This window comes from Brevundimonas sp. MF30-B (genome assembly GCF_004683885.1).
In the GTDB taxonomy this organism is placed as follows: Bacteria; Pseudomonadota; Alphaproteobacteria; order Caulobacterales; family Caulobacteraceae; genus Brevundimonas.
In genome coordinates, this window is the sequence record NZ_CP038440.1 from 2,280,613 (window position 1) to 2,305,398 (window position 24,786).

Here is a 24,786-nt window from a genome sequence, read left to right on the forward strand (position 1 = left end):
CCTGATCAGGGCGCGCTCTTTGGGCGCGCCCTTTTTCATGGCGTTCACCCGCCGTTCAGCCCTGATTTCGCCATCTCGGGCAATCAGCGTTATCGCGAACGGGAGGGATCATGTTCAAGACCATCAGCCTTTGGGCGGCCATCGCCGTTTTCGCCATCGCCACGCCGGGCGCCGCTCAAACGCCAGCCCGCACCCTCGATGTCTTTGTGACCGAGGCAAACCGCATTCCGATGAATCCGACCGCCATGGTCAGGCCCAGCGCGCGGCGGATCATGAACGAGGCTTCCGACGCCATGGGCTCGGTCGTCCGAGAGGCGCGCGCCGCCCAGGCCGCCGGCCGACCCAACGGCGCCTGCCCGCCTGAAAAGGTTCAGGTCGACGCACGGCAGGTCCTGCGCTTCCTGAACGGCATCCCCCAGTCGCGTCGCGCGCGCATGAGCGTGCGTGACGGATTCCGTGCCTGGCTGGTCGATCTGCACCCGTGCCGCTGACCTAATCATTGAGGAATTCGGGGCGGTCCACAGCCGTCCCGAACTTGCCCACGCCTAGGCTGCGGCCGGGTCTGACGCAGGCGCGTGTCACGGGTTAACACCATGCCGATGAACGCGCTTGCCCCCCTCAATTTCGGCGGACCCTCCGACAGCGTCGCCGTGCCGTCGATGCCGCACAATCTGGAGGCCGAGCAGGCGCTGCTGGGTGCCCTGATGTTCGACAACGCCGTGTTCGAGCGGCTGAGCGACCGGCTGCGCGGCTCGCACTTCTTCGAGCCCTTCCACAATCGCCTGTACGACGCGATCGAGGACCACATCCGCCAGGGGATGCTGGCCGAGCCCACCATCCTGATGGAGCGGTTCAAGCAGGATCCGGCTTTCCAGGAGTTCGGCGGCCTGCGCTATCTCGCCGACTTGGTGGACCGTGCGCCGCCTGCGGCCAACGCGCCCGACTACGCCCGCGTCGTCTATGACCTGGCGCTGCGCCGCGATCTGATCCGCATCGGCGGAGAGATCATCAAGGAAGCGCCTCAGCCCGAAACGCCCGCCATCGACCAGATCGAACAAGCGGAACAGTCGCTCTACACCCTGGCCGAGACCGGCAAGCCTTCGTCGGGTTTCGTCAGCTTCAGCCATGCCCTGTCCGGCGCCGTGCAGATGGCCGCCGAGGCCTATCAGCGCGATGGCAAGCTCGCGGGCCTGGCCACGCATCTGAACGACCTGGATCAGAAACTTGGCGGCCTGCACCCGTCCGACCTGCTGATCCTCGCCGGCCGCCCGTCGATGGGCAAGACGGCGCTGGCCACCAACATCGCCTTCAACGTGGCGCGCAACTATCGCTGGGAGCCCACGCCCGAGGGCCGCAAGACGGTGTCGGGCGGCGTCGTGGCCTTCTACTCGCTGGAAATGAGCGCCGAACAACTGGCCATGCGTATTCTGGCCGACGCCTCGGGCGTGTCGTCCGACAAGCTGCGCAAGGGCGAGATCGACGCCTCGGACTTCGGCCGCATCCGCGACGCGGCGGTCGAGATCGGTGAAAGCCCGCTCTACATCGACGCCACCGGCGGCCTGTCCATCTCCAAGCTGGCGGCCCGCGCGCGCCGGTTGAAGCGGATGGAGCACGGCCTGGACCTGATCATCGTCGACTACCTCCAACTGGTCACCACCGGCGAGGGAAACAGCCAGAAGAACCGCGTGCAGGAGGTGTCGGAGATCACCGGCGGACTCAAGGCCCTGGCCAAGGAGCTGTCGGTGCCGATCATCGCCCTGTCGCAGCTTTCGCGTCAGGTCGAACAGCGCGAAGACAAGCGGCCGCAGCTGTCCGACCTGCGGGAATCCGGCTCGATCGAGCAGGACGCCGACTGCGTCATGTTCGTCTATCGCGAGAGCTACTACCTGGGCCGCGCAGAACCGCGCGAGGGCACCGAAGAGCACCTGACCTGGCAGCAGGACATGGACCGGCTTCAGAACCAGGCCGAGGTCGTCATCGGCAAGCAGCGCCACGGCCCCATCGGCATCGTCAAACTGTCGTTCGACGCCGACACCACCAAGTTCGGCAACCTGGCCCACGACGGGCGCTACGACAATCACAGCTACGAGTGAGGCCGAAAGGCCCCGCTTGCGCCGGCCGGCGATGTGTGAGCACATGTCGGCCGTCGATCTTTCTGCGCAACGCCCTCTCTCTGCGAACGCACGAGTTCCGGCCGCTCCATTCAGACCCGACAGGTCGCTGGGAATGTCTCCCGAGGCCAACTGCTAACGGAGGTCCTGAAAATGGCTACCGGCACTGTGAAATGGTTCAACTCCACCAAGGGCTACGGCTTCATCCAGCCGGACGACGGCGGCAAGGACGTTTTCGTCCACATCTCGGCTGTCGAGCAAGCTGGCCTGCGCGGCCTGGACGAGAACCAGAAGGTCTCTTACGAAATCGAACGCGACCGCCGCTCCGGCAAGGAATCGGCCGGTCAGCTGAAGACCGAGGGCTAAGCCGGACGGGTCCGGCCGGCCCTGTCGGTCTGATCCATCTGGTCCAGTTCAATCTGGCTCGGAAACCCCGCCGCAAGGCGGGGTTTTTTCTTGGCCGCTGCGCCTCGTGGGGGTTTCAACGCACGCCTGTTGCGCCATAAGGGCCCGATGCCCTCCCCGGCCATGCTAGATATCGACCTCGGCGCCTTGGCGCGCAACTTCCATGCCCTGGAAGCGATCTCGGGCGCGCCTGTGCATCCGGTCGTCAAGGCCGACAGCTATGGGCTGGGCGCCGCGCGCTGCGCCGCGCGCCTGATGGCAGAGGGCGCCCGCACCTTCTTCGTCGCGCGTCCCGCCGAGGGCCTGGCCCTGCGTGCCGCACTGGGCGGCGAGCCGATGATCTACGTGCTGGACGGCTGTCCCGCAGACACCGCCCCTCGGTTGCGCGACGCGGATCTGCGGCCGGTGATCAATCAGCCCGGCCAGCTCCAGGCCTGGAGGGCGGCGGGCGGCGGCGCCTGCGGTTTGCAGATCGACACCGGCATGAACCGCCTGGGCTTCCGTCCCAAAGACGCGCCCGACGCCTTCGAGGGCCTCGCCCTGGTGATGAGCCATCTGGCCTGCGCCGACGACCCGGCCGAGCCCATGAACCGGCGCCAGCGCGACGTTTTCGCCGAGATTTCGAGCCGGTATCCGGGGGCGCTGAAGTCTTTCGCCAACTCGGGCGGCTGTTTCCTGGGCGCAGACTTCGCCTTCGACGCCGTCCGGCCGGGCATCTGCCTGTACGGCGGAGGTCCCGAGGGCCGGCCTGATCCGCGCATAACGCCGGTGGCGACCCTGACGGCCGAAGTGCTTCAGGTTCGCGACGTGCCGATGGGCGAAAGCATCGGCTATTCGCGGGGTCATGTGGCGGATCATCCCGTACGCGTCGCCATCTGCGCCGCAGGCTATGCGGACGGGGTCCTGCGCGCGTCCAGCCCGCGCGGCGCGGTCTGGCTGGGCGGAGGCTTGCGGGCGATCCTGGGCCGAGTGTCGATGGACGTGATCGCCGTGGATGTCACGGGCGCCGACATCGCGACGGGCGACCGCGCGGAGTTGTTCGGCCCAAACAAAATGCTGGACGAGGCGGCGGCCGCCGCCGGCGCCATCGCCTACGAACTGCTGACCTCGGTCACACCGCGTGTGGAGCGGCGCTACCGATAATAATCAGTCGTCGCGGTGAACCCGCTCGCGGCGCTCGTGGCGTTCCTGCGCCTCGACCGACAGGGTCGCCGTCGGCCGCGCTTCCAGACGGCCTAGGCCGATCGGTTCGCCGGTGTCCTCGCAATAGCCGTAGGAGCCGTCCTCGATCCGACGCAGCGCGTCGTCGATCTTGGAGATCAGCTTGCGCTGGCGATCCCGCGTCCGCAGCTCCAGCGCCCGGTCTGACGCCGAGGAGGCGCGGTCCAGAAGGTCCGGATGGTTTTCGGTCTCGGCCTTGAGATTCACCACCGTGCCGCGAGATTCGCGAAGGATTTCATCCTTCCACGCCAGCAGCTTGTGTTTGAAATAGGCCAGTTGCCGCTCGTTCATGAACGGCTCGTCGTCGGACGGCCGGTACGGGACCGGCTCTTCGGCGACCATAGACGCTAATGCGTTCATCGCACTCACGCTTTCTCTTCGCGCCCCCCTGCGGCGCAATGACAGGCGTATAGGCACGTCCACGAGTCGCGGCAACGGCGTTCTTGCACACGTGATCCTGTTAAGCTTCGTAAACGCGTGGGGCGTGACATTTCATCCTCACTCGCGCGAAACGCGAGCATGGAGATCACACGCGCGCGCGTTCGGCCTTGGCCAGTTCAACGGCGGCGCGCAGGTCGATCTGATCCAGCACGGCGGTCAGGCCGGCATCGCCGTCGCCCTCCCCTCGTTCTTCACGCACGCCGCGGGCAAGCCGCTCCAGCGCGGGTCCTGGCGCCTGGCCCGAAAGCAGCGACAGCTTCAGGTCGTCCAGCCGGTCCAGCAGGCCCGCGCCGCGGCGGATGGAGCGACGACGGCGCTCCAGCGGATCCTCCACCCCTTGCAAGGCCATCAAGGCGGAGACGCCCGCCACCGAGCCGCTGGCGCTGGACGCCGTGGTCGCCGAGGCGCCGCCCGCGCCGCCCTGGGGCACGCTGAAGCCGCCCGTCGCGCGGGCGGGCCGAGCCGAGGGACCGGCGGGGGTCGGGCCTGTGGGGCCGGTGACCTTCATGGGCGGACGCTCCAGTTCACGAGGCCGAACTTCGGTCGCGTCGGTCAAGGCTTGGTTAACGGCCCGGCAGAATCTGCCCGCACGGCCGGAGGCCCGTTTGATCCATCACTGAAAAGACACAGCATTTCATCCGGCACGGGACTGGCATGGTGAACGCCGACTGTCCGCGTCCGAAGGCCCGACCATGCAGAAACTGCTCGCCGCCCTGATCGCTCCCCTCGCCGTCCTGGCGGCGGCTGACGCCGCCTCGGCTCAGTCGCGGATCAAGGACATCGCCTCGGTGGAAGGCGTGCGCTCCAACCAGCTGGTCGGCTACGGCCTGGTGGTGGGTCTGAACGGCACCGGCGACAGCCTTCGCAACTGCCCCCTCACCCGCCAGTCGCTGGAGGGGATGATGGAGCGCCAGGGTGTCAACATCCGGGGCTCCACCGCCAACACCAAGAACGTCGCCGCCGTCATGGTGACCGCCGACCTGCCCGCCTTCGTCACGCCCGGCGCGCGCATCGACGTCAATGTCTCGGCCATGTGCGACGCCAAGAGCCTGCTGGGCGGCACGGTCCTGGTCACCGCGCTCCAGGGCGCGGACGGCGAGGTCTATGCGGTGGCGCAGGGCACGGTCCAGACCGGCGCCGTCTCCGCCTCGGGCGGGTCCGGCTCCTCCATCACGCGCGGCGTGCCGACGGCCGGCCGCATCTCTTCCGGCGGCGTGGTCGAGCGCGAGACCGGCTTCAACCTGGGTCAGATGCAGGAGGTTCGCCTGACCCTGCGCAACCCGGACTTCACCACGGCCCAGCGCGTGGCCGGCGCCATCAACGCCGCCTTCCCCCAGACCGCCTTCGCCGAGAACGGCACGGTCGTGGCCCTGCGCCCGCCCGCCAACTTCGGCGCCGCCGGCTTCCTCAGCCGCGTCGAGAACCTGCCGATCCAGGTCGACGCGCCGGCCAAGGTCATCATCGACGAAGTCAACGGCGTGGTGGTCATGGGCGAGGCCGTGCGCATCTCCACCGTCGCCATCGCTCAGGGCAATCTGACGGTCTCGGTTCAGGAGACGCCGCTGGTCAGCCAGCCCGAGCCCTTCAGCCGCGGCGAGACGGTCGTCGTGCCTCAGTCCGACGTCACCGTCGAGGAAGAGACGGGCCGCCAGATGCGCATCATCGGCGGGGGGGCCAATCTGTCGACGCTGGTCAATGGACTGAACGCCCTGGGCGTCACGCCGCGCGACATGATCTCGATCCTGCAGGCCATCAAGGCGGCCGGCGCACTGCAAGCCGACATCGAGGTGATGTGATGAGCGACCTCGCCGTCTCTCCCGCCCTGCTGGCCGGCGCGCCCCAGCGCCCTGCGGTCAACACCGAGAAGGTGCGCGAAACCGCCCAGGCGTTCGAGGCCAGCTTTCTGGCCCAGATGCTGCGGCCCATGTTCGAGGGCCTGTCGACCGAAGCGCCTTTCGGCGGGGGCAACGCCGAGGCTACCTGGCGCGGATTCATGATCGACGCCATGGCCAAACAGACCGTCCAGGCCGGCGGCATCGGCCTCTCGGACCGGATCATGTCCGAGATGCTGAAGATGCAGGAGGCCCGCCAATGACCGAACTCGCCGTCGCTCGCGCCCATCGCCTGATCCGCCTGACCGAAGACCTGACCGAGCGCCTCGCCGCCGAAACCGCCGCCTTCGAAGCCCGCCGGCCCCAGGACGTGGCTCACGGCTTGGCTGCGACCCAGGAGATGGCCAACGCCTATCGCCGCGAGTCCGCCCAGCTGAAGGCCGATCCGTCGCAGCTGGCCCAGGCGCCCCTGGCGGATCGCCAGGCTCTGATCCAGGCTACACGCGCATTCGAAGCCGTGCTGGCCCGCCACGCCTCGGCCGTCGAAGCCGCCCGCACCATCTCCGAAGGCCTGGTGCGCACCCTGGCCGGTGAAGTCGCCGCCGCGCGCCCGCCGGCCGCCGCCTACGGCCCAGGCGGCCACGCCGCCCAGGGCGACGGACGCGCGGTCGCCTTCAACCGCACAGCCTGACGGTTTCTTAAGCCCGCAGCGCTAAGCCTGCGTCCATGTCGCTCGCCGCGCGCCTTCTGGGCCTAGCCTTCGCTTCCGCCGACGCTCTGGTCGAGCTGGACGGCAAGGGCGTCGTCGCCTTCGTGCTGGGCGCCGGGCCGACCTCCGGCCTGAACATCGCCGCCGCCTGGCAGGGCAAGCCCTTCGCCGATCTGGTGGTGGACGCCGCGCCCGTGCAAGCGCTTTCGCGGCTGACGCCGGGGGCCCGGTCCGACCGCATCGAAGTCCTGATCGCCTGCGGCGAGGGCAAGGCCCGGCGCGCCTGGGTGCGCGCCTTCATCCTGCCCGAGCGGGCGCCCGCCGTATCGCTGGCTGTCATCTACGAGGGCCCAGTGATCGATGCGGTCGCCCCGAAGCCTGAGCCGCTGCTTGGTGCTGAGGATTTCATGGCCTCGGCCAGCCGCGCCCTGGTCGAGGGGCGTGGCGACGGCAAGGCCTACGCCCTCACCTTCCTCGACCTGCCGGGCGCCGGCGACGACGGAGCCGACAAGGCCATGGCGCGTGTCCGGTCGGTGCTGCAGTCCGCCTCCATTCCCGGCATGAACGCCGCCCAGCTGACCGACGAGCGGTTCGCCCTGCTGCGTGACGCCGAGGATGGCCGCGACATCGCCGACGAAGTGCGCCAGGCCGGGGCGGCCGAAGGCCTCACCTTCGCACCTGTCTGCGCCGACGCCCAGATGGCGCCGGGGACCGAACCCCTGTGCGCGCTCAGGGCCATGCGCTTCGCCATCGAAGGCTGCCTCAAGGACGGCGGGCTTCAGAACCCCGAGATGGCCTTCGCCGACTCGTTGAAGAAGACGCTGCGTGACGCCGACCGTTTCCGCGGCATGGTCCGCACGCGCGAATTCCAGCTGCACTATCAGCCGATCGTCGATCTGGACGTCCGGGCCGTGCACCATTTCGAGGCCCTGGCCCGGTTCGGTCCCGGCGGCAGTCCGGCGGCGGCGATCCACCTGGCCGAGGAGTTGGCCCTGATCGAGGACTTCGATCTGGCCGTGGTTGAAAAGGCCCTGTCCAAGATGCGCCAGCCGGGCTTCGGGTTGGCAAAGGTCGCGGTCAACATCTCGGGCGCCTCGCTGGCCGACGACCGCTATGTCCAGGCTCTGCTCAAGATGACGGCGGCCAAGCCCGAGGATCGGCGCCGCCTCAGCGTCGAGGTGACCGAGAGCGCGGCCCTGGCCGACATCGAAGCCGCCGACCGGCGCCTGTCGGCCCTGCGCCAGTCTGGGATCAAGGTTTGCATCGACGACTTCGGCGCGGGCGCGGCCTCGTTCGACTATCTGCGCCGCCTGTCGGTCGACACGGTCAAGATCGACGGCACCTTTGTCGAAAACCTGCAATCAGAGCCCAAGACGCGCGCCCTGCTGAAGTCGGTGGTGGATCTGGCGACCTCGCTGAACATGACCACCATCGCCGAGCGGATCGAGACGGAGGCCGAGTGCGCGGCCGTCAAGGCGCTGGGCGTCACCCACGGCCAGGGCTGGCTGTTCGGCAAGGCCGAGCCGGAACCGCGCACGGCGCCGGCCGCGGCTCCCGTCGGCGGCTTCGCCCGCCGTCGCGGCGCGGTCGAAAGCTGGGGCTGACGCCTCAGCCCGCCGCGCTACCCCGCCGCCATGTGCGCCGGCGACTGCTTCTCCTTCAGCGTGACCAACTCCTCGGCCATGGTTGGGTGCACCGCACAGGTGGCGTCCCACTGAGCCTTGGTCAGGCCCGCCTTAACGGCGATGGCGGCCAGCTGGATCATCTCGGGCGATTCCGGTCCGACGATGTGGACGCCGACGACCCGCTGGCTGTCGGCGTCGACCACCAGCTTCATCAGCACCCGCTCGTCCGAGCCGGTGAAGGCGTATTTCATGGGGCGGAAGCGGGTCACATAGACGTCGACCTCGCCCGGACAGCTGTGGCGCGCTTCCGATTCCGTCAGGCCCACGACGCCGACGGGCGGTTGGCTGAATACGGCGGTGGCGACGGCTTCGTAGTCGAAGGCCTGCGGGTTGTCGCGATAGACGGTCTCGTGGAAGGCCACCGCCTCGCGGATCGCCACGGGCGTCAGGTTCATGCGGTCGGTCACGTCGCCGATGGCCCAGATGTTCTCCGCCGTGGTGCGCGACAGGTCGTCGACCTTGATCGCCCCCGCGTCGTTCAGCTGCACACCCGCCGTCTCCAGGCCCAGATCCTTGACATGGGGCGCCCGCCCGGTGGCGAACATCACCACGTCGGTCTCCAGCGTCATGCCGTTCTCCAGGTGGTTGACCAGCCCCGTCTCGGTCTTCTCGATCGACTGGTGCTGGCAGCCCAGGATGACCTTGATGCCGCGCTTCTCGATCTCCCCGGCCAAATGCGCGCGCACGTCGTCGTCAAATCCGCGCAGAATGTTCGGCCCGCGATAGATCAGCGTCGTCTCGACCCCCAGCCCGGCGAAGATGCCGGCGAACTCCACCGCGATATAGCCACCGCCTGCAATCAGGATGCGCTTGGGCAGTTCAGGCAGGTGGAAAGCTTCTTCCGAGGTGATGGCGTGCTCGATGCCCGGCAGGCTCTCAGGCTTCCAGGGCCGCCCGCCGGTGGCGATCAGAATCTTCTCGGCCGTGATCGTCCGATCCTTGCCGACGATTTCGACTGTATGAGCGTCCTTCAGCACAGCCCGGCCATGCACCAGATCGACGCCCGCCTTGCCCAGGTTGGCGGCGTAGATGCCCGACAGCCGCGCGATCTCGACGTCCTTGGCCTCCAGGAATGTCGGCCAGTCGAACTTCGCATTGTCGAAAGACCAGCCGTAGCCCTCGGCGATCTCCAGCGCGTGGCTGACCTCCGACGCCATGACCATGAACTTCTTGGGCACGCAGCCGCGGATCACGCAGGTGCCCCCGACCCGGAATTCCTCGGCGATCGCGACCCGCTTGCCGCCCAGCGCCGTCAGCCGCGCCGCACGCACCCCGCCAGAGCCAGCGCCGATGACGAAGAGGTCGTAGTCGTAGTCAGCCATTCTGTTCCTCGAGGACCGTGCAGGTCAGGGACTTAAGGTCTCGACGCCGGAATCCAAACCGATGATCGCCTCATCGGCCAGGTCCAGGAACAGCCCATGCTCGACCACGCCGGTGATCAGTTTCAGATCGTCGGCCAGGCGGGCTGGGTCGTGGATGGCGTCGCAGCGGGCGTCATAGATGACATTGCCGCCGTCGGTGCGCACGATGCCGCGCTCGGCCTGGCGAAGGCGCGCGGGCTGGCCGATCTCGTGATCGGACAGGACGTCGGCGATGCGGTTGCCCGTGGTCTTGTGGCCGAAGGCGACGACCTCGATCGGCAGGGCGAAGGCGCCCAGGCTCGTCACCACCTTGGCCGCGTCGGCGATGATGATGCAGCGGTCCGACGCCTCCCACACCAGCTTTTCGCGCAGCAGGGCCGCGCCGCCGCCCTTGATGAGCGCCAGACCCGGACCGATCTCATCGGCGCCGTCGACCGTCAGATCCAGGCGCGGGGTGTCCTCCAGCGTCGACAGCGTCAGCCCCAGTTCGCGCGCCAGATCGGCGGTGGCTTCCGACGTCGGCACGCAGCGCAGACCAGGCAGGTTGCGCGCCGCCAGCGCCCGCACGAACCAGGCCGCCGTCGAGCCGGTGCCCAGCCCGACCTTCATGCCGGCTTCGACGCGCAGGGCGGCGGCCTCGCCGGCGTTGCGTTTCTGAATATCGCTCATCGGGCTGCCTTCTTCGCGCGCATCGTGTCCATGAACCGCCTGGCCCAACCCGGTTTCATCGTCTGTTCGCCCCGCCCCAGCGCCAAGTCGCCGGCCGCCACGTCGCGTGTGATCACCGAGCCGGAGCCGATCATGGCGCCCTCGCCGATCCGAACCGGCGCGACAAGGGCGCTGTTGGAGCCGACGAAGGCCCCCTCGCCGACCTCGGTGCGGTGTTTGAAGAAGCCGTCGTAGTTGCAGAAGATGGTCCCGGCGCCGATGTTGGCGCCCGCCCCCACCGCGCCGTCGCCCAGATAGGCCAGGTGGTTGGCCTTGGCGCCCTTGGCCATCGTCACATTCTTGACCTCGACGAAGTTGCCGACCTTGACCCCCTCGGCCAGGTCCGCGCCGGGGCGCAGCCGCGCATAGGGACCGACCTCGGCGCCGGCGGCGACCCGCGCGCCCTCGATGTGGCTGAAGCTGCGGATGCGCGCGCCGCCCTCGATCACCGCGCCGGGCCCGAAGACGACGAAAGGTTCGATCACCGCCCCGCCCCCGATCCGGGTGTCCCAGCTGAAGTGGACGGTGTCGGGCGCAGCCATGGTCACGCCATTCTCCATCGCCGTCTCGCGCTGCACCTTCTGGAACAGGGCCTCGGCCTGGGCCAGCTCGCCCTGGGCGTTGACGCCCATCACCGCGTCCTCGGGCGCGAAGACGGCGCGGGTCGGATGGCCGGCCTCGCGCGCCAGGGCCACCACGTCGGTCAGATAGTATTCGCCCTTGGCGTTGGCGTTGGTCACTCGGTCCAGCAGGTCGAACAGAACCCCGGCGGGCGCGGCCAGGACGCCGGAGTTGCAGGCGGTGATGCGCAATTGATCGGCGCTCGCCTCCTTGGCCTCGACGATGGCCTCCAGCCCGGCGTCGGTCAGGATCAGACGGCCGTAGGCGCCCGCGTCTCGCGCCTCAAAGCCGATCACCGTCACCCCGTCGGCGCCAAAGGCCGGCGCGATGTCCGACGCCTTGAGCAGCGGCACGTCGCCGTAGGTCACCACCACTTCGCCGTCGAAGTCCGCCAGCGCCTGGCGCGCCGCTAGGACCGCATGGCCGGTGCCCAAGGGCGGGTCCTGCACCGCCACTGCGGCCTCGCCAAGCCGCTTGACGACATGGGCGCGGACCTCGGGCGAATGGTCGCCGACCACCACCACCACGCGCTCGCAGCCCAGGGCCTCGGCCGCATCGATGGCGTGGTCCAGCATGGCGCGTCCGCCCACGCGATGCAGCACCTTCGGCAGCGGCGATTTCATCCGCGTGCCCTGTCCGGCGGCCAGAATGACGGCGGCGCGGGCGCGTGTCGGCGTGGTCATGAATCGTCCCTGCGGGTGGTCGGCGCTTGCGATCTAGCCTAACGGCCTGCGCATCGCGAGCAAGGAGAGCCCATGAGCGGCCACGACCTGACCGGCTGGACCCTGGCCTTCGACCTGGATGGCACCCTGGTGGAGACCGCGCCCGATCTGATGGGCACGCTGAACCGACTGCTGGCCCAGCGCGGTCTGCCGCGAGTCCCGCTGGCCTCGGCGCGGCATCTGGTCGGGCACGGGGCGCGGGCTCTGTTGGAGCATGGCTTTCAGGAGGCCGGCGCCCGTTGGGACGAGGCGGCGTCGCCCGCCCTGTTCGACGCCTTCATCGAGGACTATCGGGCCCACATCGCCGACCTCAGTCGCCCCTATGACGGCGTGGTTGATACGCTGGACCGACTGGCCGCGAGGGGCGCGATCCTGTGCGTGGCGACCAACAAGCGCACCGACCTGTCCGGCACCCTGATCGAGGCGCTGAACCTTACCCGACATTTCGCCGCCATCGTCGGCCCCGACGTCGTCAGCGCCCGCAAGCCGTCCGGCGCCCACCTGCGCGAGGCCGTGCTCAAGGCCGGCGGCGATCCCGCCCGCGCCCTGATGATCGGCGACAGCGCGACCGACGCCCGGGCCGCGCGCGACGCGCCCATGCCCTGCGTGTTGGTCAGCTTCGGCTACACCGACATTCCGGTCCGAGAGTTGGACGTCGCGGCGGTCATCGACCGCTTCGATGAGCTGGAGCCCGTCATGGACCGGCTGACCATCAAGACATGAAAAAGCCCCGGCGTTTCCGCCGGGGCTCTTCAATTTCGCAGTCGATCGCCGATTTAGCGAGCGGCTTGCAGCGTCTCGACCGAGGCGGTGACGCGCTCGTTGATCGGCTTGAAGCTGTCCTTGACCGAGGCCGTAAGGGTCTCCGTCATGCGGGTCATTTCCGAGAGGTAGGCCTCAGAGGCCGACTTGGCCCACGAGGTCTGCAGTTCGACCAGTTCCTGGATCGAACGGGCGGTCGCCATCGACTGGGCGGCGGCCATATTGTCTTCCCAGCTCTTCTTGCTGAAGGCCAGGGCCTGTTGCGACAGGGCTTCGGCGCCCTTCTGGGCGGCCGAGGCCGACTCGACCATGGCTTCCAGATTGCGCTTGCTCTGAGCGTTCAGCTCGCTGAAGCCGGCCACGGACTTGTCCACGCCTTCGCGGAACGCCTGGGCGCCGGCGGCCTGGAACTGCTCGGCCTGGGCCTTGGTCTTGGAAGCGGTCTGTTCGACGGTCTTCTTCATCGTTTCGGTGGCGTCAGCCATGTCGGGATCTCCTGAAAGCGAAGCTCGCGGGTGGTCCGCGTTATGATTTCCGCACCAGGCGATTCTGGCGCGACGGGCGATATATGGTGCAAGTGCGAAGGCGCGTCAAGGTTTATTGTGCGATGCACAAAACCGTCAAGCTTGCGTCTTCAAATCTACGTTGACAGCCCGTTAACCGCGACGAAACGCCCTCGGCTCATGCTAGCTGTTTGATGGCGTAGCGTCGGGGGCCGCCGGCGCGCAGTGTGAATGAGGGTCAACGCCTTGCAGACTCCCGCCCAGTTTGTCCGTTTCGCCCCTGCCCTCGCGGCCGCCGCCCTGGTCGCCCTGATGCCCCATCCCGGGCCGGCGCCGGTCGCACAATCGAACGAGAACGCCCGTTACGCCGCCGTCGTGGTGGACGCCGCCTCGGGCGAAGTTCTGTTTGCACGCCACGCAGACGCTCGTCGCTATCCAGCGTCGGTGACAAAGGTGATGACGCTGTATCTGGCGTTCGAAGCGTTGTCGGAAGGCAAAGTCAGCCTGGACGACGTGATCACAGTCTCGCCGCGCGCCGCGTCCCAGCCGCCGTCGAAACTGGGGCTGGCGGCGGGTCAGACCATCAGCTTGGACAACGCCATGCGCGCCACAGCCGTGCGCAGCTCAAACGATATGGCCATGGCTATCGCCGAGCATATCGGCGGCTCGGAAGCCCGCTTCGCCGCCATGATGACGCGCAAGGCCGAAGAATTGGGCATGACACAGACGCGCTACGTCAATCCGCACGGCCTGCCCGATGGGCGCCAGCTGACCACTGCGCGCGACCTAGCCGTTCTGGCCCGCGCCGTAATGCGCGATTATCCCCAGTACTACCGCTATTTCGGCCTGCACGACTGGGCCTATAACGGGCGCGACTACCGCAACACCAACGGTCTGCTGAACACGGCCGGCTACGACGGGATCAAGACCGGCTTCACCAACGCATCCGGTTACAATCTGGCGGCGTCGAAGGTCGAGAACGGCAAGCGGCTGATCACCATCGTTCTGGGCGGACGCTCCAGCGCCAGCCGCAACGCGCACGTCGCGGAACTGATGAACACCGGCTTTGAGGTCGAGCGCCGTCGCGAGCGCGGCGAGCGGCTTCAGGTGGCCCAGGCCTTCTTCGAGCAGCGCGGCTTCGGCATCGGCTCCAACCCTGACAACGCCGCGCCGATCGCCTACGCCAGCCTGCAGCGCGACGAGGACGAGGACGGCGGCGTCGCCGCCACGTCAGCGCCAATCGGCGCCGGCGTGGCTCTCGTTTCGGGCCCGGCGCCCGCCAATCTGCCCAACCGCGTCGCGCCCGCGCCGTCGGCCCGGCCCGTCGTTCGTGCGGAAGCCCCGGCCCCCCGCTCGCCGGAAGGGCTGACCGCCTCTCTGAACGGCGGCGCGGTCACGGCCCGCGAATCGCTGAACCGCCAGACGGCGTCGCGTGCATCTTCCGGGGGCTGGGCCGTTCAGGTCGGGGCTTTCAAGGATCAGAAGGTGGCCGACGACTGGCTGACCGAGGTGGCGCGCCGCTTCCGCAGCCAGTTCAACGGGGCCGACCGCGATGTTCAGGTCGCAGGCGAATGGTACCGCTCCCGCTTCGTCGGCCTGAGCCAGGACGCCGCCGAAGCGGCTTGCGCCGCCCTGTCCGAACGGCGCGTCACCTGCATGGTTATCCGGCCGGCCTGAGGCTCAACGTCCGACCACGACCCGGCCGGAGCCCACGCTCGACTGGCTGACATTTCCGCTCACGGCCGGGGCGCGTACGCTGCCCGAGCCGACGAGGCTGGCCGAGATTTCCCGAACCGGCACGTCGGACACGACATTGCCCGATCCCGCGATGGAGGCGGTCAGGCGCGTCACCTCTCCCCCGCGGACGCGCACGTCGCCGGACCCCCCGATCGAGGCGTCGACAGGGCCGTCAATGCGTTGGACGACGATGTCGCCCGAGCCGCCGATGGCGGCTTCCAGGGAACGGGCCGAGGCCGCGGCGACACTGCCGGAACCGCCGATCCGAATTTCAAGCTCGGCCGCCGAGCCCGCTCGGATGGCGCCCGAGCCGCCAATGCTGAGTCTGGCCGGTCCGTCGACGTTGGCGACCGTCCAGGACCCGCAGCCGCCCGACCCAAGCTCAAGCGAGCGCGCACCCCGACCCACCGAGCCGAAGACGGCGCCGCTGCCCGAAACATCGACATCGCGCGGCGTGCGAAGCACGATCAAGGGCGCGTCCGCCAGGTCGACCCGGCCGTGGCCGCGGACCTCTACAGAGGCGCCTTCGCCAGGCTGACGCGCGTCCGGCGGCCCCGCGCGGCACTGGCGCACCGGATTGCGGCCCAACTCCCCGAAGACGCGCACGTCGGCGCCGCGGCGTGCAACCCGAAGGGCTGGCAGGCCGGCGCGACCCGGCTCGATCTCCACGGCGATGTCGGTGCGGTCCTCGGGGATCACGACGACGCGCGCCACAGCGTCGCGCACCTCCACGCTCTGGGCGGCCGCCGGCAGAGCGGCGCAGGCGGCGACGGCGGATGCGGCGATCATCAAGGGGGTGTTCATGGCTTCTCTCCTTCCAGGCCAGGGCCAGGCTGAGAGCAGGGTGCGGCCGGTCACGGCGCGGGTCACTTTAAATCGAGGTCATGACCCCTTTGTAATCCTGCCGGTTCAGAGCGCGCGAGCGCCGTCCACCGCACCGACCGCCGGCTCGAATTCCCGCTTGATGTCGATGATCCCGTTCCGGACGGCGCCCATGCGCTTGAGTGCGACCGCCGCCGCCCAACGCGCCGCGAGCCCGGGCGCAGAAAGCTGATCGGTCGACGAAGGGTTGCGGCCCCGCAGCCTTTGAACTGCATTCACATAGAGCGCGCCGTTGCGGAGGCGCGTGCTCCAGGTCTGGAACTCGATCGACAGGGAGACGCAGAACGCGTCCAGGTTCTCGACCCGGTGCGGGGCATAGAAGGGCCAGGTCGCCGCCTGGCCGGGCTCCAGGTCAAGAATCTGAGCATCGGCCTCGAAAGCCGGCCGATAGGGCGTCTCCTCCGTTGTCTGGCGGGAGACCACCAGCTCCATCGCCTGTTCGGGCAGATGCGCTTCGTCGCCAGGGTAGACGAACAGCCGCTTGCGTCCTCGCATGTGCAGCAGCACCACGCCCGCCGCGTCGAAATGGTAGGGCACGCGCGCCTTGGGCGACGACAGGATCAACTGGCCGCTGCACGACACGGGTCTGACGCCATGCGCATCGGTGATGCTGCGCAAGTCCGGCGCCGCGGCGCGCCATAACTCAGGCCAGCCTTCAGCAACCTGTCGCATATTCACCCACAGCCGGCCCTGCTTGATCGCTTCCAGCAGTTCCGTTCCTGAGAGGAGCCCGCGCGCTCCCGTCCGCAGCGAGGCCTGACCCGCATCATCGAAATCGTAAAGATTGATGTCGAAAAGATCCGGCGGGTAACGATCCAGCACTGCGGCCAGCACCCCGTCCTCAGCCAGACCTGCCGCCGTCAGCCCGTGTGCATGCACCTCGGCCTGCGCGATCGGCCCTCGGTAGCGGGCGGCGAGGCCCGTCACGCCGGCGCCCGGTCGCGAGAAAGCTTTCCGAAGGCCGCGCCGGTGGCGGCCATCACGCCTTTCAACTGGCTCATGGCATCGGTCTCGCATCCCTCGATGGCGGCCAGCCTGCGGCGAAAGCTGGTGCGCAGCCGCTCCCCGCGCCCTTCCCCCGCCAAGTTGATCGTGGCCACCGCCACTCCCGACAGGGCCGAGCGCAGCCCCGGCCGGTTCAACACCGCTTCGCCCACGCTCTGGGATCCGTTCTGGAAATACTTCTTGTAGCCTTCCTCGCCGACGCCGAAGTCGAACACCGTCCAGCCGCGCTCGGCGCCCAGACGGATAGTGTCCAGCGTCAGCAGGATTCCAGGCGAGCAGCGGGCCAGACCGGGGGTGTAGGCCGGGAACCAGAAATGCAGGGTCGATCCGGCGTGCAGGCTATATTCCGCCGCCATCAAGGTGTCCCCAGCCCAAAGGGCGGCGATCGAGCCGCCGAAGTCCGCGTCAGCCTCTGCCATCAGGGCGTGCAGCATGTCGCGCGTCCAGCCGCAGGCGAAGACATCGTGCCGCGCTGAGCGGCGGTACTGGTCCCGCTTCAGATCGATCAACCAGTCCAGCAGGGTCGGATCGTTCAGCCCAACCTCGACCCGCAGCGGGCCGAACTCAGCCGCCATGCTGCGGCGCGCACGCTCTTTGTCCTTGAAGAATTTGCCAAAGGTCTGACGCCGTTCGGCGTACCAGGCCTCGTGCCCGCCGATGCCCAGTTCTGCCCGCGCCGTGCGGCGCTGCACGGTTTCGGCGGCTGGACCGATCCAGCCGCTGACCGTCAGGCGCGGACGGCCCAGCAGGCTGGCGACCTCGTCCAGCGCCGGCGCCTCGCCCGGAAAGGCCACGACGCCGTGATAGTCGTTCATCGGCGCGCCCAGCGGCTGGGCGGTCGCGCCCCGTGTCTGGAATGGTAGAAAGCCGACGGTGCGTCCGCCGCGCCGAAAAACGGCGACCGTAGCGCCGGGACTGAACCGCGCCGCCGTCTGAGTGAACCGGGGGTCGAAATAGGGGCTAGACAGATCCGGGTTCGCCCGCGCCATCGCTTGCCACAGGGCCAGAGCTTCGACGTCCAGCGCCTGGGGCGCGACAAGATCGACGGTGGTGTGCATGCCGCCACTCTGAACGACCGCCGTTTCCCTGTGGTTTAGCGGGATGGTGAACAGGGAGTGGATGGGAGCCGCGCTCACGCCCGCGCGTTGCGTCAACCAATCTCAGACTCTAGACCCGGAGACGTTCATGACCGACCCCCGCCGTCCGCCGACCCGCGAAAACGAAACCGAGCAACAGCGTCCGCCGGCCCACGACGGCGAGCCGCCCCGCCCGGCCACGGAACCGCCCGGCTCTGAAGGGTCCTCAAACCCTGGCGACACCGAAACCGATCCTGCGACCGGAGAACCCAATTCGTGAGACCAGCCCTGCTCGCCGCCGCCCTCGTCATGATCACGCCTTCGGCTGCCCTCGCCCAGGCCGCGCCCGCCGCGTGTCCCGTAAGCGCCGACAACATCGTGTCGAACGGCGGCCTGGACCGCGCCCGCGCGGCGGTGGAGAGCGGCAAGCTGACCGTTTTGGCCATGGGATCGTCGAGCATTGAGGGGGTGGGCGCCAGCCGCGCCGAGCTTGGTTTCGTCCCTCTTCTCGAGCAGGGCCTGAGCCAGCGCCTCCCTGGGGTCGCGGTGACGGTGGTCAACAAGGGGATCGGCGGCGAAACGGCGAAGGAGACCGCTGACCGCCTGCAGACCGAGATCGCAGCCGGCCGGCCGGATTTGGTCCTGTGGCAGCTCGGAACGAATGACGTGCTGCGCGACCGGCCGCTGGACGACTTCTTCATCGACTTCCGGCGCGGCCAGGCCGTGCTGGACGCGGCCGATGTCGATGTCGTGCTGATCGATCCGCAGAGATTGCCCGACAATGCGACGAACTCGGCGTTTCACGGAAAGAACCCGGCTCTGGCGGAGATCTCGCGCCTGATCGCCTTGGAGGGCGGTCGCGTCGGCTATGCCGTGCAGCAAAGGTTCGCGGCGATGAGCGGCTGGTCCGGGCTGGATCGCGGCGGCGTCGGCCCCGACGATCTGCACCTGAACGATCCCGGATATGCCTGCTGGGCGGCGAACACCGCCGAGGGCCTGGCCGCCGCGCTTCGTTGAGACGGAACGTGAGGCGCATCAAGGCATTGGGCAGATATGAGCCTTAGCCGTACGGCGCGCTACGCCGCCCCCGCCCTCGCCCTGCTTCTCCCACTCGCCGTCGCCGCCTGTGATCGCGGCCAGCCGCAGGCGCCCGCCGAAAGCGGTCAGTCCGCCCAGAGCGGCCTGTCGCGCGACGCCATCGAACGCGCCGTCTTCACTCAGCCGACGCCCGCTCCTGCGGTGGCCGAGGGCCAGGCTGCGCCGCCCGCGCAGGTTCAGCTCGACCCCGCCATCATCCGCGCCCAGATCCTTCTCGGACGCGCCCGCTTTTCGCCGGGCATAATCGACGGCCTGGGTGGAGAAAACACGGCCCAGGCCATCGCCGCTTTTGAGAAGGCGGCCGGCCTGAGCGAAGACGGCGTGCTGGACCAGCAGGTGTTCGATCGGCTGACCTCGGGCGACAGCAGCCCGGTCCTGACCGACCATGTCATCACCGCTCAGGACGTCGAGGGCCCGTTCATCGGAACCGTCCCGACGGACCTGGAGGCCATGTCGCAGCTGGACCGCGTCGGCTACGCCACGCCGCTGGAAGGTCTGGCCGAGCGCTTTCAGATGACCGAGGCCCTGCTTCAGGCCTTGAACCCCGGGGTCGATTTCAGCATGGCGCAAGGACTGGTCGGCAAGACCCTGGTCGTGGCGGCGGTGGGCGCCCGCGCCCTGCCCGCCGAGGTCGCCTATGTCGTCGTGGACAAGACCGAGAGTTCGGTGCGCGCCTTCGACGGTTCCGATCGGCTGATCGCATTCTATCCGGCCACCATAGGATCGACCGAGCGTCCCGCGCCGTCGGGCACTCTGACGGTGGTCGGCGTGGCGAACGATCCGGACTACGCCTACGACCCCTCTCGTGTGACCTATGACCGGGGACCGCGACGCATCCTGGTCCCGCCGGGTCCCAACAATCCGGTCGGCTCGGTGTGGATCGCCCTGTCGCGCGACACCTACGGCATCCACGGCACTCCGGATCCGTCCAAGATCGCAAAGACGGCGTCGAACGGCTGCGTACGGCTGACCAACTGGGACGCCGAACAGTTGGCGGCGGCCGTCAAACCGGGCGTTGAGGTCCGCTTTGTAGGCTAGGCTGCACGACGGGCGTCGTTGGCGGCGGCCGGTCGATCAAGCCGCTCCATCAGATAGGCCAGGTCCTCGCGCGCCACAGCCGGCCGCTGGCTGAGGAAACGCTCGAGCATGCGCTCGCGGAAGGCCTCGCCCGACGTGTCTACGCCTTCGGCTTGAAGCGAACGCCACGTGTCGACCCCGGCCCGGAAGGCGGCGAATAGGCGCGGCGGCAATCCCGCGCGATCATAGAGTGCGCGCAGGCCCAGAGGGCCGCCGTCGTGCACCATCAGCCAGGCGCGCTGATGCGGGGTTTGAGCCAGTTCCGCCAGGCCGTGCTCGAACAGCGCCATTCGACCGCGAGCGAGGGCGCGCAACAGCAGCGATGCATTCAGGGCCTTGCGCGCGTTCAAGTTCGCGACAAAGCCGGCCAGGTCGAGCTGGCCGACGGCTTGGTCGATCAGATCCACCGTCGCGCGCTCCCGGGCGAACTGAGCCAGACGCACCGCCGTTTCGGGCGCGATGGCGTGGCGGGCGACCAGATGGTCGCGGATGGCCTCGGACGCCCGTTCGATCAGTTGTTCGGTGATATGAAGCGGCAGCACCGGGCGATAGGCCAGGGCGGCGACAACGTCGTCGGCATCGCCAAAACGAGCCACGGCCTGCTCGAGCGCGCGTTCTGAGAGGTCGGCGTTGTCGTTGGAGGCCAGGGTGCGGACCGCCTCGCGTGCGCCGTGCTCCATCACCGCCTCGGCGACGTCGCGCGACACCACTGAACGACCGGCCACGGCGACTTGGCGCGCGGCGGAGCCCGCGCGAACGATCTCGATCAGGTCTTCGTCATGAAACGCCGGCGACCAGGCGATGATGGGCAGGGCCACCGTCTCGATGTCCGCCGCGAGCCGCCGGGCCAAGTCGCGGGGGATGAGATCGGAGTTCTTGAGCGTGACGGCCATGGCGCGGCGGACCATCTCGGCGGAGTCGTCGGCCAGAAGGCGCAGAATCTTCTCGGCGGCCGCCCGGCCTTCGTTGTCCAGCGGCAACCGCTCCATGCTGCGGCACAGCTTGTGGGCGGCGGCGGCGCGGTCGTCCTCGTCGTCCGCCTTGATCAGCCGACGGATGTCCATTTCAGTCAGTCGGGCGCGGTGGGCGGTCATGGGGCGGCTCTTGAGCGCTTCCTGCAATGGAAGCGCACCTACCTTCACACCACCATGCTTAACGGCCGGTTTACCATCAGACGGCGTCACGAGGAGAAAACGCCCCCTTGAAGCCGCCGCCATCGCCGTCCTGGCCAAGCAGAAGCGCCAGGAGGCTCTGATCCTGCTTGAGGCGGTCCAGCCGTGCAGCCAGCATCCGGTCCTTCTCGCTGAGATCGGTAGCCGGCGGAGGCGCGGACGTGGAGATGGCGGGCGCGCCGCCGGCCGTGCGCTGAAGATTGGCGTAGACCTCGGCGACGGTCGCTGCTCGGCCTTCGCGATAGAAGATCGGCCGGTTGGCCCGAGCGGCCTCGGGAAACAGGCTGGCGGCGCTGGCGCCCGGCCGCGTGGTCATCGCCTCCATCAGGCTGGCCGCGCCTGCGGGCCCCAGGAAATGAGCGGCATAGAGATCCCCGGCGCCAGGCTCCCTGCCCGTGCGGCCGCGCAGATAGGCGGCGTTGGAGGACGCAAGCTCGGCCGCCATGGTCGAAGCCGCCTGGGCGTCGAACCGCAGGTCCAGCACCATGTTTCGCGCCGACCCCTCGACACGCCAGCGCCCGTCGGAGGCGCGATGGATGAGATCGGCGTATTGGCCGTAGCCGTGCTTGCGGCCATGTTGCTTCACCGTCGCCAGCCAGGTCTGCTCGATGAACTGGAACAACCCCGCCGCAGATGAGGTGCGCGCCTTGGCCATCGGGTTCATGGCGCTCTCGCGCCGAGCAGTCTTAATCAGGAAATCGGCGTCCACCCCGGTCGCGTTGGAGGCGCGACGGATCGCAGCCTCCACGCCGCCTGCCGAGGGAATCGCTCCGATGGACATGCGTTAACCTTTGTGAATCGCGGTTAACGGGGCCTTAACGCCGGGTCGGCGCTCCACAGATCGAGCCCGGTTCGACGCTTGGCGTCACGCCCTAAAGTTGCCGCAACGGAAGCGGCAAGCTTCGCCTTGGGTTCTGGGGAGGGCCCAAAAGGGAGAGACGGCGATGATGATGATGCAGACCGCGGGCGGCCCGGGACATGGCTCGCCGCTGGACTATGCGGACCGCAAGCGGCCGATGCCGCGCTGGATGCTGGCGGCGATCGGCGTTTCGGTGATAGTGCACGCCGGCGGGGCGACCTGGCTCTACCATCAACGGTTCGAGGCGCCGATCGCGATCACGCCGCCCGCACCGGAGCCGCCCGTGACCAAGCTGACCTTCGTGCCGCGTCCCAAGCCGCCGGTCGTGGTCAGCACCACGCCGCCGGCCCCTAATCCTCCGCTGAACCGCACCATTCCCCGGCCCAGCCCGATCCCGCCGCTGATCGCGCCGATCAGCGACAATCCGATCCCGACGCCGGGACCGATCACCATCGCCCCCCCCCAGCCGCACGCCGTTCCCGGCGGAACCGAGACGCGGCCCGTCGAGCCGGCCCCGGTCGGGCCCCCGGTCATCACCCAGCCCGACTGGGTCAGCCGGCCGACGGGGGACCAGCTGATGCGGGCCTACCCGTCGGCGGCCTTGGAACGCGGGCAGACCGGCCTGGCGATGCTGGAGTGCCGAGTTCGGGTCGACGGCACCCTGACCGGCTGCACCGTGGCGTCCGAGACGCCGGCGGGGCGCGGGTTCGGCCGTGCGGCCCAAGGTCTGGGGCGCTACTTCCGCATGAGCCCGCAGACCGTGGACGGGCGGCCGGTGGACGGTGCGCGCGTCACCTTCGGCGTCCGTTTCGCGCTGGCGGACTAGAGCCGCAGAGGATCGAGGGCCGGCTCGCCGGATCGGCCCTCGATCCCGTCCGCCACCACGCGGCCGACCAGCGGCCCCAGAAGCCAACCGTTGCGCCGGGGGGCCAAAGCCAAGTGCAGGCCCGCCTCCCCGCTCGGCCCGGCCAGCGGCAGGCCGTCGGCGGTCGCCCCGCGCACGCCCACACGCCAGTCGATCGGAGTGGCGGGATCAAGCGTCGCCAGACGTTCGGCGGCGGCGGTCAGGGCGCCGCTCGAGGCGGGATCAGAGGCCAGGTCGCGTCGGCCCGCCTCCATGGTCGCGCCGATCAGGGTTCCGCCGCCCTGAGGCGCCAGATAGCCGCCGGAACCGCGCACCACATGGTCCGCCAGCGGAGCGGCCGTCCATCCGATCTGACCCCGCACGGGCTCGATGGCGGACACCAGGACCGCCACACGGTCGGGCAAGCCCGGGATCGCCGCGCCCGCGCCCGTCGCGAGAACCAAGGTCGGAGCAGTCAGCGACCCGCCATCGGAAAGGGTCGCGCTCCAGCCGCCGTCATGAGCCGCCAGGGCCTCGACCTTCGCCGCGATGACGGGGCGCGCCAGGGCCTGGCGCAAAGCCTCCAGCGCAGCCGGGCAGTCGACTTGCCAATCGTCGTCGGTCACGACGCGGCCGGCTTCATGGCGGACCGAGAAGCCCAGAGCCGCCAGGCGTTCCGCGACAACATCCGCCCCTTCGCCGCGCCACTCGGCCGGGCGGCGGTGCAGTTCGATTCCCTCCGCCTCTGCCAAGTCGGGCCAGAGGTCGCGCGCGCGGCGCAGCAGGGCGGCGCGGGCCGGGGTCACGTCCTCGATCGCGGACTCCAGGGCCGGGGCGATCATGCCGGCCGCCACCCAGGAGGCGTTGCGCCCGCCCGGATCGACGACCTGAACGCCGTGACCACGACGCTCGAGCTCGACGGCGCAGCACAAGCCCAGGACGCCCGCGCCGATCACCAGCACGTCAATCTCAGCCATGACGCCAGCCCGTGCGGCCGACGGCGACCGGCTGGCCCTGATGGCTCACACGCAGACCCCGCCGGGCGGTGATCTCGCCCAGCACCGTCAACCGGTCGTGGCGGCGTTCGACCTCGCGTCGCAGGGCCTCGACCGCGCCGGGCCGCACCGTCATCAGGATCTCGTAGTCGTCGCCGCCCGTGGCCAGGTCCAGCAGGGCGGCCTCGGGATCGACCCGGTCCTCCATCCAGGCCGAACCCGCGCGCGACAGGGGCAGCCGCTCCAGCGCCAGGTCGGCCCCGACGCCCGAGGCCTCCAGCACATGGGTCAGATCGGCCAGCAGACCGTCGGACACATCCACTGACGCCGTGGCGTGAGCCAGCACCAGGTCCGCCAGCGCCGTCTTGGGTTCGGGGGTGCGATAGTGGGCGGTCAGCGCCTGGAGCCGGTCGGGATCAAGCGCGAGGCCGCCTCGTGCCGCCTTCAGCCCCAGCCAGCCGTCGCCGATCTGGCCCGTGACCACGACCATATCGCCCGGCCGCGCCCCTGCGCGGGAGACCGCCGTGCCCGCCGGAGCCCAACCCAGGGCGGTCAAGGAGAAGCTGGCGGGTCCGGGCGTAGAGACGGTGTCGCCGCCCAGCAGATGCACGCGAAAGGCGGCCTGATCCTGTTTGAGGCCCTCCGCGAAGGCCTGGCGCTGGGGCCAGTCCAGGCGCGGCGGCCAGGCGCAGGCCAGCAGATAGCCGAACGGCTCGGCGCCCTTGGCCGCGAGGTCCGACAGGTTCACGCGCAGCAGTTTGCGCGCCACCGTGTCCATCGGATCGTCAGGCAGGAAGTGGACGCCTTCGACGATGGCGTCCTTGGTCGCGATCAGGTCGAAGCCCGGGCGCGACGGCACGACGGCGACATCGTCCAGAAGCCCGCGGCCCCACTCCGGGTGAGCCAGCGGCGCGAACAGCTCGCGGATCGTTTCGAACTCGCCCGCGGGCTCGACCACCG

At 69.1% G+C, this 24,786-nt stretch carries 26 protein-coding genes; 13 read left to right on the plus strand and 13 right to left on the minus strand.

Features of this window, described 5'->3' with window-relative positions:
• Nucleotides 1-110 precede the first annotated feature (110 nt).
• From E4M01_RS11555 to alr, 4 genes are all read left to right on the plus strand, one after another.
• Entirely contained in the window at nucleotides 111-491 is a 381-nt protein-coding gene (locus E4M01_RS11555) for a hypothetical protein (protein WP_135063670.1), read from the plus strand.
• 108 nt (nucleotides 492-599) lie between these two features.
• A complete protein-coding gene (locus tag E4M01_RS11560) occupies nucleotides 600-2,093 on the plus strand; it encodes a replicative DNA helicase (RefSeq protein ID WP_135063671.1) in 1,494 nt (497 codons plus the stop codon).
• 171 nt (nucleotides 2,094-2,264) lie between these two features.
• Entirely contained in the window at nucleotides 2,265-2,477 is a 213-nt protein-coding gene (locus tag E4M01_RS11565) for a cold-shock protein (RefSeq protein ID WP_003164457.1), read from the plus strand.
• Nucleotides 2,478-2,624: 147 nt separating this feature from the next.
• Nucleotides 2,625-3,659, plus strand: a complete 1,035-nt coding sequence (alr, locus tag E4M01_RS11570; protein WP_135063672.1) for an alanine racemase — start codon at nucleotides 2,625-2,627, stop codon at nucleotides 3,657-3,659.
• Nucleotides 3,660-3,662: 3 nt separating this feature from the next.
• Here alr and dksA read toward each other — a convergent pair whose 3' ends face one another.
• Together dksA and E4M01_RS11580 are read right to left on the minus strand one after the other, a co-directional pair.
• Nucleotides 3,663-4,079, minus strand: coding sequence for an RNA polymerase-binding protein DksA (gene dksA, locus E4M01_RS11575; protein ID WP_135064280.1), 417 nt, complete (start codon nucleotides 4,077-4,079; stop codon nucleotides 3,663-3,665).
• 184 nt (nucleotides 4,080-4,263) lie between these two features.
• Nucleotides 4,264-4,734 carry a flagellar assembly protein FliX gene (locus E4M01_RS11580; protein ID WP_245158251.1) on the minus strand — a complete coding sequence of 157 codons (471 nt, stop codon included), beginning with the start codon at nucleotides 4,732-4,734 and terminating at the stop codon, nucleotides 4,264-4,266.
• Between the two features lie 136 nt (nucleotides 4,735-4,870).
• Between E4M01_RS11580 and E4M01_RS11585 the strand changes: the two genes are divergently transcribed.
• From E4M01_RS11585 to E4M01_RS11600, 4 genes are read left to right on the plus strand one after another with little or no spacing between them, the layout of a single operon-like run.
• Nucleotides 4,871-5,974: a flagellar basal body P-ring protein FlgI gene (locus E4M01_RS11585; RefSeq protein ID WP_135063675.1), complete on the plus strand. Its 1,104-nt coding sequence runs from the start codon at nucleotides 4,871-4,873 to the stop codon at nucleotides 5,972-5,974.
• Nucleotides 5,974-6,273 carry a rod-binding protein gene (locus E4M01_RS11590; protein WP_135063677.1) on the plus strand — a complete coding sequence of 100 codons (300 nt, stop codon included), beginning with the start codon at nucleotides 5,974-5,976 and terminating at the stop codon, nucleotides 6,271-6,273. The genes E4M01_RS11585 and E4M01_RS11590 overlap by 1 nt, the downstream gene beginning before the upstream one ends.
• Nucleotides 6,270-6,701, plus strand: coding sequence for a flagellar basal-body protein FlbY (locus tag E4M01_RS11595; protein WP_135063679.1), 432 nt, complete (start codon nucleotides 6,270-6,272; stop codon nucleotides 6,699-6,701). Before E4M01_RS11590 ends, E4M01_RS11595 begins: the two co-directional genes overlap by 4 nt.
• A gap of 35 nt (nucleotides 6,702-6,736) precedes the next feature.
• Nucleotides 6,737-8,323 (plus strand): EAL domain-containing protein, encoded by a 1,587-nt coding sequence (locus E4M01_RS11600; RefSeq protein ID WP_135063681.1) that lies wholly within the window; start codon nucleotides 6,737-6,739, stop codon nucleotides 8,321-8,323.
• 17 nt (nucleotides 8,324-8,340) lie between these two features.
• On the opposite strand, the gene gor is transcribed toward E4M01_RS11600, so the two are convergent.
• The 3 genes from gor to glmU are packed head-to-tail and all read right to left on the minus strand — an operon-like array spanning nucleotide 8,341 to nucleotide 11,777.
• Nucleotides 8,341-9,726: a glutathione-disulfide reductase gene (gene gor, locus E4M01_RS11605; RefSeq protein WP_135063684.1), complete on the minus strand. Its 1,386-nt coding sequence runs from the start codon at nucleotides 9,724-9,726 to the stop codon at nucleotides 8,341-8,343.
• A gap of 24 nt (nucleotides 9,727-9,750) precedes the next feature.
• A complete protein-coding gene (rpiA, locus tag E4M01_RS11610; protein ID WP_135063688.1) occupies nucleotides 9,751-10,434 on the minus strand; it encodes a ribose-5-phosphate isomerase RpiA in 684 nt (227 codons plus the stop codon).
• The gene (gene glmU / locus E4M01_RS11615; protein WP_135063691.1) at nucleotides 10,431-11,777 is read right to left on the minus strand and encodes a bifunctional UDP-N-acetylglucosamine diphosphorylase/glucosamine-1-phosphate N-acetyltransferase GlmU; all 1,347 of its coding nucleotides are present in this window, start codon (nucleotides 11,775-11,777) and stop codon (nucleotides 10,431-10,433) included. The genes rpiA and glmU overlap by 4 nt, the downstream gene beginning before the upstream one ends.
• A 72-nt stretch (nucleotides 11,778-11,849) precedes the next feature.
• Between glmU and E4M01_RS11620 the strand changes: the two genes are divergently transcribed.
• On the plus strand, nucleotides 11,850-12,539 hold the full coding sequence (locus E4M01_RS11620; protein ID WP_135063694.1) for an HAD-IA family hydrolase: 690 nt from the start codon (nucleotides 11,850-11,852) through the stop codon (nucleotides 12,537-12,539).
• 53 nt (nucleotides 12,540-12,592) lie between these two features.
• Here the strand turns inward: E4M01_RS11620 and E4M01_RS11625 are convergent, their stop codons facing one another.
• Nucleotides 12,593-13,063, minus strand: coding sequence for a phasin family protein (locus tag E4M01_RS11625; protein WP_135063697.1), 471 nt, complete (start codon nucleotides 13,061-13,063; stop codon nucleotides 12,593-12,595).
• Nucleotides 13,064-13,327: 264 nt separating this feature from the next.
• Here E4M01_RS11625 and E4M01_RS11630 point away from each other — a divergent pair, with 264 nt between their 5' ends.
• Nucleotides 13,328-14,758 carry a serine hydrolase gene (locus E4M01_RS11630; RefSeq protein ID WP_245158252.1) on the plus strand — a complete coding sequence of 477 codons (1,431 nt, stop codon included), beginning with the start codon at nucleotides 13,328-13,330 and terminating at the stop codon, nucleotides 14,756-14,758.
• A gap of 3 nt (nucleotides 14,759-14,761) precedes the next feature.
• Here E4M01_RS11630 and E4M01_RS11635 read toward each other — a convergent pair whose 3' ends face one another.
• The 3 genes from E4M01_RS11635 to E4M01_RS11645 form a co-directional block, all read right to left on the minus strand.
• On the minus strand, nucleotides 14,762-15,622 hold the full coding sequence (locus E4M01_RS11635) for a GIN domain-containing protein (protein WP_135063700.1): 861 nt from the start codon (nucleotides 15,620-15,622) through the stop codon (nucleotides 14,762-14,764).
• A 105-nt stretch (nucleotides 15,623-15,727) separates the two neighbouring features.
• Complete coding sequence (locus tag E4M01_RS11640; RefSeq protein ID WP_135063703.1) at nucleotides 15,728-16,627, minus strand: transcriptional regulator; 900 nt, start codon at nucleotides 16,625-16,627, stop codon at nucleotides 15,728-15,730.
• Nucleotides 16,624-17,763 (minus strand): GNAT family N-acetyltransferase, encoded by a 1,140-nt coding sequence (locus E4M01_RS11645; RefSeq protein WP_135063706.1) that lies wholly within the window; start codon nucleotides 17,761-17,763, stop codon nucleotides 16,624-16,626. Before E4M01_RS11645 ends, E4M01_RS11640 begins: the two co-directional genes overlap by 4 nt.
• Nucleotides 17,764-18,057: 294 nt before the next feature.
• On the opposite strand from E4M01_RS11645, the gene E4M01_RS11650 reads away from it, so the two are divergent.
• Both E4M01_RS11650 and E4M01_RS11655 read left to right on the plus strand, forming a co-directional pair.
• Nucleotides 18,058-18,798 (plus strand): SGNH/GDSL hydrolase family protein, encoded by a 741-nt coding sequence (locus tag E4M01_RS11650; RefSeq protein ID WP_135063709.1) that lies wholly within the window; start codon nucleotides 18,058-18,060, stop codon nucleotides 18,796-18,798.
• 36 nt (nucleotides 18,799-18,834) lie between these two features.
• A complete protein-coding gene (locus E4M01_RS11655; protein ID WP_135063712.1) occupies nucleotides 18,835-19,917 on the plus strand; it encodes a L,D-transpeptidase in 1,083 nt (360 codons plus the stop codon).
• Here the strand turns inward: E4M01_RS11655 and E4M01_RS11660 are convergent.
• Both E4M01_RS11660 and E4M01_RS11665 read right to left on the minus strand, forming a co-directional pair.
• A complete protein-coding gene (locus E4M01_RS11660; protein WP_135063715.1) occupies nucleotides 19,914-21,050 on the minus strand; it encodes a DUF2336 domain-containing protein in 1,137 nt (378 codons plus the stop codon). The two genes, E4M01_RS11655 and E4M01_RS11660, sit on opposite strands and share 4 nt — an antisense overlap.
• Nucleotides 21,051-21,126: 76 nt before the next feature.
• Entirely contained in the window at nucleotides 21,127-21,909 is a 783-nt protein-coding gene (locus tag E4M01_RS11665; protein WP_135063719.1) for a transglycosylase SLT domain-containing protein, read from the minus strand.
• Nucleotides 21,910-22,072: 163 nt separating this feature from the next.
• Between E4M01_RS11665 and E4M01_RS11670 the strand changes: the two genes are divergently transcribed.
• Nucleotides 22,073-22,813 (plus strand): TonB family protein, encoded by a 741-nt coding sequence (locus tag E4M01_RS11670; RefSeq protein WP_245158253.1) that lies wholly within the window; start codon nucleotides 22,073-22,075, stop codon nucleotides 22,811-22,813.
• On the opposite strand, the gene E4M01_RS11675 is transcribed toward E4M01_RS11670, so the two are convergent.
• Together E4M01_RS11675 and thiL are read right to left on the minus strand one after the other, a co-directional pair.
• On the minus strand, nucleotides 22,810-23,808 hold the full coding sequence (locus E4M01_RS11675) for an FAD-binding oxidoreductase (RefSeq protein ID WP_209316035.1): 999 nt from the start codon (nucleotides 23,806-23,808) through the stop codon (nucleotides 22,810-22,812). The two genes, E4M01_RS11670 and E4M01_RS11675, sit on opposite strands and share 4 nt — an antisense overlap.
• Complete coding sequence (thiL, locus tag E4M01_RS11680) at nucleotides 23,801-24,784, minus strand: thiamine-phosphate kinase (protein ID WP_135063722.1); 984 nt, start codon at nucleotides 24,782-24,784, stop codon at nucleotides 23,801-23,803. The genes E4M01_RS11675 and thiL overlap by 8 nt, the downstream gene beginning before the upstream one ends.
• Between the last annotated feature and the right edge of the window lie 2 nt (nucleotides 24,785-24,786).